11 protein-coding genes are annotated in these 6,305 nt (G+C 65.3%); 10 read left to right on the top strand and 1 reads right to left on the bottom strand.

From position 1 onward, the window contains the following. The first annotated feature begins 228 nt into the window (after window positions 1–228). Both H7841_06190 and H7841_06185 read left to right on the top strand, forming a co-directional pair. Window positions 229–471, top strand: coding sequence for a ribbon-helix-helix protein, CopG family (locus H7841_06190; protein ID MEO5336467.1), 243 nt, complete (start codon window positions 229–231; stop codon window positions 469–471). Continuing rightward, window positions 459–752 (top strand): type II toxin-antitoxin system RelE/ParE family toxin, encoded by a 294-nt coding sequence (locus H7841_06185; GenBank protein ID MEO5336466.1) that lies wholly within the window; start codon window positions 459–461, stop codon window positions 750–752. Before H7841_06190 ends, H7841_06185 begins: the two co-directional genes overlap by 13 nt. A 46-nt stretch (window positions 753–798) precedes the next feature. Here the strand turns inward: H7841_06185 and bamE are convergent, their stop codons facing one another. Continuing rightward, window positions 799–1,278 (bottom strand): outer membrane protein assembly factor BamE, encoded by a 480-nt coding sequence (bamE, locus tag H7841_06180; protein ID MEO5336465.1) that lies wholly within the window; start codon window positions 1,276–1,278, stop codon window positions 799–801. A gap of 47 nt (window positions 1,279–1,325) precedes the next feature. Here bamE and H7841_06175 point away from each other — a divergent pair, with 47 nt between their 5' ends. From H7841_06175 to H7841_06140, 8 genes are all read left to right on the top strand, one after another. Continuing rightward, window positions 1,326–1,871: a ubiquinol-cytochrome C chaperone family protein gene (locus H7841_06175; protein ID MEO5336464.1), complete on the top strand. Its 546-nt coding sequence runs from the start codon at window positions 1,326–1,328 to the stop codon at window positions 1,869–1,871. Next, a complete protein-coding gene (locus tag H7841_06170; GenBank protein ID MEO5336463.1) occupies window positions 1,868–2,410 on the top strand; it encodes a DUF177 domain-containing protein in 543 nt (180 codons plus the stop codon). Before H7841_06175 ends, H7841_06170 begins: the two co-directional genes overlap by 4 nt. A gap of 95 nt (window positions 2,411–2,505) precedes the next feature. Continuing rightward, window positions 2,506–2,685 (top strand): 50S ribosomal protein L32, encoded by a 180-nt coding sequence (rpmF, locus tag H7841_06165; protein ID MEO5336462.1) that lies wholly within the window; start codon window positions 2,506–2,508, stop codon window positions 2,683–2,685. Between the two features lie 44 nt (window positions 2,686–2,729). After that, complete coding sequence (plsX, locus tag H7841_06160) at window positions 2,730–3,785, top strand: phosphate acyltransferase PlsX (protein MEO5336461.1); 1,056 nt, start codon at window positions 2,730–2,732, stop codon at window positions 3,783–3,785. Window positions 3,786–3,787: 2 nt separating this feature from the next. Next, complete coding sequence (locus H7841_06155; GenBank protein ID MEO5336460.1) at window positions 3,788–4,744, top strand: ketoacyl-ACP synthase III; 957 nt, start codon at window positions 3,788–3,790, stop codon at window positions 4,742–4,744. An 87-nt stretch (window positions 4,745–4,831) separates the two neighbouring features. Continuing rightward, complete coding sequence (locus H7841_06150; protein ID MEO5336459.1) at window positions 4,832–5,137, top strand: integration host factor subunit alpha; 306 nt, start codon at window positions 4,832–4,834, stop codon at window positions 5,135–5,137. A 16-nt stretch (window positions 5,138–5,153) separates the two neighbouring features. Then, window positions 5,154–5,711: a MerR family transcriptional regulator gene (locus tag H7841_06145; GenBank protein MEO5336458.1), complete on the top strand. Its 558-nt coding sequence runs from the start codon at window positions 5,154–5,156 to the stop codon at window positions 5,709–5,711. Then, window positions 5,712–6,272 carry a DNA-3-methyladenine glycosylase I gene (locus tag H7841_06140; protein ID MEO5336457.1) on the top strand — a complete coding sequence of 187 codons (561 nt, stop codon included), beginning with the start codon at window positions 5,712–5,714 and terminating at the stop codon, window positions 6,270–6,272. The last annotated feature ends 33 nt before the right edge of the window (window positions 6,273–6,305 follow it).

Raw genomic sequence — 6,305 nt, 5'->3', positions numbered from 1 at the left:
CCTCCGCCGCCGGATCGGCCCGAACCGTCCCGGCGGCAAGAAACAGGACCAGAAGCGAGGCAAGCCAAATACGCATGCGCCAATCCTGCCACCAGCATGGGGAGGGGGCAAGGGCGGCGGAGCCCCGCAGGGGCCGAGCCGACAGGGTCCGAGCCGGCTCTCGACAAACCGATAGCCGGGTGTCACAATGTACGGAGTTGTATGCAACACTCATACAGGCGAGAGGCAATGGCACCCAAGACCGCATCCGTCTCGGTACGCGTACCGGAAGATTTGGCCCACCGGGTGGAAGCTCTGGCGCTGGCGCTGGACCGTCCCAAGAGTTGGGTGGTCGAGAAGGCGCTCGCCTCCTTCGTGGACCACGAGACATGGTTCGTCGAAGAGGTCCGGCAAGGGATCGCGGAGGCCGACACCGGAGACTTCGCCGACGCCGAAGCGGTGGCGGGGGTGCGTGCCAAATGGCGGGCGTGATCGTCCGCTGGACGCGCCGGGCGCTCTTGAACCTCGACGCCCAGGCGGACCACATCGCCAAGGACGATCCGGGGGCCGCCCGGAACATGGCGGCAAGGGTCTTTGCCTGCGTCGATCGGCTGGGCGAGTTCCCGGGGCTCGGGCGGCCGGGCCGGGTTGCCGGCGCCCGGGAATTGGTCGTGGACGGAACTCCTTACGTGGTGGTCTACCGCGAAGCGCCGATGGGAGTTCAAGTTCTCCACGTTCTTCACGGCGCCCGGCGCTGGCCCGCGTCGCCGTGAATTCAACCCACCAGGGCCGCCTTGGGTTCAGGTCATTGCGGGGGGATTACTCGCCGCCGCCGCCACCGCCGCCTTTGCGGCTGTCCTTGTTGAAGCGGCCGATGTTGCCGAACAGCTGTTCGAACATCCCGACTTCATTGCCGCCGGTCGGGGTTTCGCGTTGGATGGGGCGGACTGCGTATCCATCCTCGTAACCCAACTGGCGGATGTCGGCCAGGGTGCCCTTCTTGTCGAACTTGAGCACCAGGACCTTGCGGTCCTTGACCTCGGGGGCAAAGAAGACGTTGGTTTCCGTCCGCTCGCTGACGTAGTACCAGGTTTCCTCGTCGAAAGCCCCAATACTGGACGGCGATCCCAGGTTTTCCAGCACCTCGTCCTTGGTGATCTGGCCGGCCTTGATCTCGGCCAAGCGTTCCGGATCGGGAAGGTTCCCGCGGGAATCGATGCGCGGTGAACAACCGATGGACAGAACCACGGCGGCCAGGGCCAGCGCCCGCAGGGTGATGCTCGTATGACAAGTCCGCATGTGCTAGAGGATAGTCGGTCTACCCCCTTTGTCAACGCGTCTGCCGAATGATCCTGCACTTGTTCCGCCAGAAGAACCCTCTCGCCGGGCCGGCTTCCGCCCTCTACGCGGCTGCGGTGGCCCAGGCGCGCCGGCCGGAATTCTATGGGCGGGGCGGGGTTCCGGACAGCCTGGACGGCCGCTTCGACATGGTGGCGTTGCAGGTCTACCTGCTGCTGCGCCGACTGAAGCGGGACGGCGAGTCCGCGGCCCCGCTATCCCAGGCTTTGTTCGATCGCATGTTCGAGGACATGGACCATAACCTGCGCGAGATCGGCGTCGGCGACTTGGTTGTGGGCAAGCGGATCAAGGAGATGGCCAAAGCCTTCTACGGGCGCATCGCCGCCTACGACCGGGGCCTGGCGGAAGGGGGGGCGTCCCTGGGCGAAGCCCTGCGACGCAACCTTTTCCGCGGCACCCTGCCGCAAGACGTCCAGGTGGCGGCCGTGGCGCGTTACCTGGCGACGGCGACGGCGGCCCTGGAGGCGCAGACGCTGGCGGACCTGATGGCTGGCCGCGCCGCCTTTCCACCTTTCGAGGGAGACATCCCATGACCTTGCACGAGCCCGTCCCGCCGCCCGAGTTCTCGCGGCCCCTGCGCGTCGAGGACTTGCCGCCCGGCGAGAGCGAGCGGCGCTTGGCGGCTACCGATGAGGAGCGTGCGGCGCTGGCGCGGCGCTTCGACTTGGTATCCTTGGAAATGCTCGAGGCGACTCTGTCCCTGATGCCCATCGCGGGGGGGCGCGTGAGGGTTCGGGGCGAACTATCGGCCCGCCTCACCCAGAGCTGCGTGGTCACCCTGGCGCCCGTGACCGCCGAGGTGGCGACATCCTTCGAACTTCTGTTCGCCCCGCCCGCTCCGGAGCGCGACGAACCTATGGAAGAGGAGATCGGGGCGAACGAACTGCCGGAGCCCATCACCGACGGCGTCATCGACCTGGGCGAGGCCGTGGCGGGGCAGTTCGGCCTGGAGATCGATCTCTTTCCAAGGGCGCCCGGAGCCGTTTTCACCGGCTACTCGACCGGCGAGGCGGCGGAAGCCAAGCCGGCCAATCCTTTCGCCGTTCTGGCGGAACTGAAAAAAAAGGGATGATCCCTGCCGCCAATCTCCTTGCCCTTGCCTGCGGAATTGTTTAAGTAGGGCGCCTTCCGCACGACCGGTCCTTTCCGACAAAGCGAGTTACGCCGATGGCTGTTCCCAAGAAGAAAGTGTCGAAGTCGCGCCGCAACATGCGTCGCGCCCACCATGCTCTCAAGAGTTCTTCCTATCATGAGTGCCCCAATTGCGGCGAACTGAAGCGGCCGCATCATGTTTGTCCCGCCTGTGGGCAGTATGACGGGCGCGAACTGGTCGCCACCACCGCCTGATCCTCGATAAGCGAGGAGGGGGCGGCAGCGGGGGGATTTGGCCTGTGCCCGAGTGCATTACCCTGTCCCTGGACGCCATGGGCGGCGATCACGCTCCCGACATGGTCATTGAAGGTATCGACTTGGCGCTCCGGAAAGATCCGGGCGTGCGCTTTCTGCTATTCGGTGACCGGGAGCGGCTGGAGCCGTTGCTGGCCCGCTTCCCGGCCGTGGCGGCGGCTTCCGATATCCGCCATACCGACGATGTCGTGCCCAACGACGAGAAACCCAGCCAAGCCCTGCGTGGCCGGCGGCAATCCAGCATGCGGCTTGCCATCAACGCCGTGGGCACCGGAGAGGCGGCAGGGGTGATCTCGGCTGGCAATACCGGGGCCCTGATGGCCATGGCTAAATTCGTCCTGAAGACCCTGCCCGGCATCGATCGCCCGGCCATCGCTACCTATTTCCCGACCCGGCGCGGCGAGTCCGTGATGCTCGATCTGGGCGCCAACGTGGACTGCGATGCGGATAATCTGGTCCAGTTCGCCGTGATGGGCGAGGTGTTCGCCCGCAACGTGCTGGGGCTGAAGCAACCCTCCATCGGAATCCTCAATGTCGGTACCGAGGAAATGAAGGGCAGCGACGCCGTCAAGAAGGCGGCGCAGATTCTTTCCGAAAGTACCCTGCCCATCCGCTTCCACGGCTTTGTGGAAGGTGACGACATCGGTGCCGGCACGGTGGACGTGATCGTCACCGACGGCTTCACCGGCAACGTGGCACTGAAGACCGCCGAAGGCATCGCGAAGATGCTGGGTGCCTTTCTCAAGGAGGCGCTGACCAGTTCGTTTGCCGCCAAGCTGGGCACGCTGCTGGCCAAGCCGGCCCTGGACTCCTTCCGCAGGCGGGTCGATCCCCGCCGCTACAACGGCGCCATGTTCCTGGGGCTGAAGGGCATCTGCGTCAAAAGCCACGGCGGAACCGATGCTCTGGGATTCGCCAACGCCATCAAGGTGGCGGCCGAGATGGCACGCGACGGCTTGGTCGATTCCATCCGCGAGGACTTCGCCCAACTCGGTCGGCACCAAGCGTCCGCCCCGCAAGAGGTAGGGGGGGCGACATGACGTTGCGCGCCCGGATCGTCGGCAGCGGCTCCTACCTGCCGGAGCACGTCGTCACCAATGACGAACTGGCGAAACGGGTCGATACTTCGGACGAGTGGATCCGGGAACGCACCGGCATTCGCGAGCGCCGCATCGCCGCCGAAGGTCAGATGACATCGGACTTGGCCCGCGAGGCCGCGCTAAAGGCTTTGGAGATGGCCGGCGTCGCCGCGGCCGACCTTGACCTGATCGTACTGGGCACCACATCTCCCGACCGAACCTTTCCCGCCACGGCGGTGCGGGTGCAGGCGCAAATCGGCGCGACGGGAAGCTTTGCCTTCGACGTGCAGGCGGTCTGTTCGGGTTTCATCTACGCCCTGGCGACGGCCGATAGCTTCATCCGCTCCGGCCAGGTGAAGACGGCCCTGGTGATCGGTGCCGAGACCTTTTCCCGCCTGCTCGACTGGAGCGACCGCAACACCTGCGTCCTGTTCGGCGATGGTGCCGGCGCCGTGGTTCTACGTGCCGAAGCCGACGGCCGCCACGGCATCCTGTCGACCCATCTACACGCCGACGGACGGTTGGAAGACTTGCTCTACATGGACGGGGGGCCGTCGTCGACCCGCTCCATGGGGTTCGTGCGAATGGCCGGGCAGGAAGTCTTTCGTCATGCGGTGACCAACCTGGCTCAGGTGGTCAAGGAAGCCCTCGACGCCAATGGCCTCATATCCGAGGACCTGGACTGGCTGGTACCCCATCAGGCCAACCGGCGCATTCTCGAGTCGACCGCGCGGAAGCTCAAGATGCCGCCTGAAAAGGTGGTCGTGACGGTCGAGAGGCATGCCAATACTTCCGCAGCCTCCATACCGCTCGCTCTGGATGAAGCGGTGCGCGACGGCCGCATCCGGGAGGGCCATCTGGTCCTCATGGAAGCCATGGGTGGCGGCTTCACCTGGGGGGCGGCCCTGGCCCGCTGGTAAAGTCGTATCCCATCCCTTTGATATTGACGGGTTTCTTCGGGAAGGATAGGCTGTCTCCCAGGACAGGCTTCCGGACGAGGGGCGGGTATGGCTGGAAGAACCATCACGAGGGCGCAGCTTAGCGAGGCGGTCTACCAGGAAGTGGGGCTGTCGCGTAACGAGTCGGCGGAACTTCTGGAACAGGTGCTGGGTGCCATTTCCGAGGCCCTGGTGCACGGGGAAACCGTCAAGATTTCCTCCTTCGGCAGCTTTTCAGTTCGCAAGAAGGGGCAGAGGATCGGGCGCAATCCCAAGACCGGCCAGGAGGTTCCCATTCTCCCGCGCCAGGTCCTGGTCTTTCGGCCGTCACAGGTCTTGAAGTCGCACATCAACCGCAAGCGGAAGCCCGCGTAAGCGGGCCTGCGTCGGCATGAACCCCGAAAAAGACGACATCGACGAGCCGCGCCGCGAGGGCAAGTCCCCCGAGGCCTTCCGCACCATCAGCGAGGTGGCCTTCGAGCTGGAATTGCCGCAACACGTGCTGCGGTTCTGGGAAACCAAGTTTCCCCTGGTCCGTCCCCTGAAGCGGGGGGGCGGTCGCCGTTACTATCGGCCCGAGGATGTGGTGCTTTTGCGGCGCATCCGGACCCTGCTGCACGAGGAAGGATATACCATCAAGGGCGTGCAGAAACTGCTGCGCCAGGGGACGCCGGGCGACAAGGCGAAGGTCCCCGAATTGATTCCCGAGCCGCCGCGGGTTCCGGCCGCCGACCTGTTCGCCGCTGCGGAGCAACCCCGGCGTGGCCCTGTGGTTTATCCGGTGGCTCCACCTGTCGAGACGCCGGCTCCCGCCGTCGTGGCGGTCGACTCGGCAGCGCCTCCATCCATTCCGCCCTCGCCGGACAAGGAAAAACGCAAGGCCGACCTGTCCGCCGCCCTGGGAGAACTGGAGGAACTCCAGTCCCTGCTGCAGACGGCTCTGCGTTAGGTGTCCTGGTACTGCGACCTTGCCCCGGGCCATCCCGTGCATGGGGACTACCATGATCGGGAATACGGCTTTGCCCTGGTCGATGAGGCGGGGTTGTTCGAGCGCCTGAGTCTGGAGATATTCCAGGCTGGCCTATCCTGGGAAATCGTCCTCAAAAAACGTCCGTTCATCCATGCCGCCTTCGAGGGCTTTGCGGTCGACCGGGTTGCCGCCTATGGCGAGGCCGATGTCGCTCGTCTGCTGGGCGATGCGGGCATCATCCGCAATCGCCGAAAGGTGGCCGCCGTCATCGAGAATGCGCGGCGTGTCCGGGCGCTCCGCGACAGCCACGGGGACTTTGCCGCCTGGATTGCCGGGAATCATCCGCGGCACAAGGACGATTGGGTAAGGCTGTTCAAGAAGACCTTCGTTTTCATGGGGGGCGAGGTGGTCAACGAGTTCCTGATGAGCATCGGCTACCTGCCGGGCGCCCACCGCCCGACCTGTCCGGCCTTTGCCCTCATCTCCGCCCAGTCGCCCCCCTGGATGGCGGTGGGGCGGGAGGTCTACGAAGGGGAATGAGGCCATTACACCGCCGATTGCCCAACCGGTTCG

The organism is Magnetospirillum sp. WYHS-4, assembly GCA_039908345.1.
Lineage (GTDB): Bacteria > Pseudomonadota > Alphaproteobacteria > Rhodospirillales > GLO-3 > JAMOBD01.
This window is presented reverse-complemented; position numbering and strand designations above follow the sequence as displayed.

Excerpts from the sequence above, each read along its gene's own strand:
- H7841_06185 (MEO5336466.1), top strand. The coding sequence starts at position 459 with ATGGCGGGCGTGATCGTCCGCTGGACGCGCCGGGCGCTCTTGAACCTC.
- bamE (MEO5336465.1), bottom strand. The coding sequence starts at position 1,278 with ATGCGGACTTGTCATACGAGCATCACCCTGCGGGCGCTGGCCCTGGCC.
- H7841_06190 (MEO5336467.1), top strand. The coding sequence starts at position 229 with ATGGCACCCAAGACCGCATCCGTCTCGGTACGCGTACCGGAAGATTTG.
- H7841_06150 (MEO5336459.1), top strand. The coding sequence starts at position 4,832 with ATGGCTGGAAGAACCATCACGAGGGCGCAGCTTAGCGAGGCGGTCTAC.
- H7841_06175 (MEO5336464.1), top strand. The coding sequence starts at position 1,326 with ATGATCCTGCACTTGTTCCGCCAGAAGAACCCTCTCGCCGGGCCGGCT.
- H7841_06170 (MEO5336463.1), top strand. The coding sequence starts at position 1,868 with ATGACCTTGCACGAGCCCGTCCCGCCGCCCGAGTTCTCGCGGCCCCTG.
- rpmF (MEO5336462.1), top strand. The coding sequence starts at position 2,506 with ATGGCTGTTCCCAAGAAGAAAGTGTCGAAGTCGCGCCGCAACATGCGT.
- H7841_06145 (MEO5336458.1), top strand. The coding sequence starts at position 5,154 with ATGAACCCCGAAAAAGACGACATCGACGAGCCGCGCCGCGAGGGCAAG.